Genomic DNA, 249 nt, shown 5'->3' on the forward strand with positions numbered 1-249 from the left:
GCATTCGAATCAACGATCAGTGGCGGATCTGCTTCGTCTGGAAGGGCGGTGATGCATTGGAGGTTGAGATCGTTGATTACCACTGATGAGGTGAACTATGGCTAAGCGAGACTTCGCGCCGGTAACGCCGGGAGAGATCCTGCTTGAAGAGTTTCTTCAGCCTATGGGGATTTCCCAGTATCGCCTGGCGAAGGAAATCAGCGTGCCGCAGCGGCGCATTGGTGAGATCGTACACGGCAAGCGGTCAAT

The 249-nt window shown here is 54.6% G+C and carries 1 protein-coding gene and 1 pseudogene; both read left to right on the forward strand.

Features of this window, described 5'->3' with window-relative positions; all coding sequences use genetic code 11:
* Nucleotides 1–86 (forward strand): annotated as a pseudogene (locus tag G6N75_RS15205) (type II toxin-antitoxin system RelE/ParE family toxin); the annotation flags it as partial.
* A gap of 11 nt (nucleotides 87–97) precedes the next feature.
* Nucleotides 98–249 (forward strand): HigA family addiction module antitoxin (locus G6N75_RS03060; protein WP_165346598.1); only part of this gene is annotated, 152 nt, incomplete at its 3' end.

Source organism: Thioalkalivibrio sp. XN8 (genome assembly GCF_011058255.1).
In the GTDB taxonomy this organism is placed as follows: Bacteria; Pseudomonadota; Gammaproteobacteria; order Steroidobacterales; family XN24; genus XN24.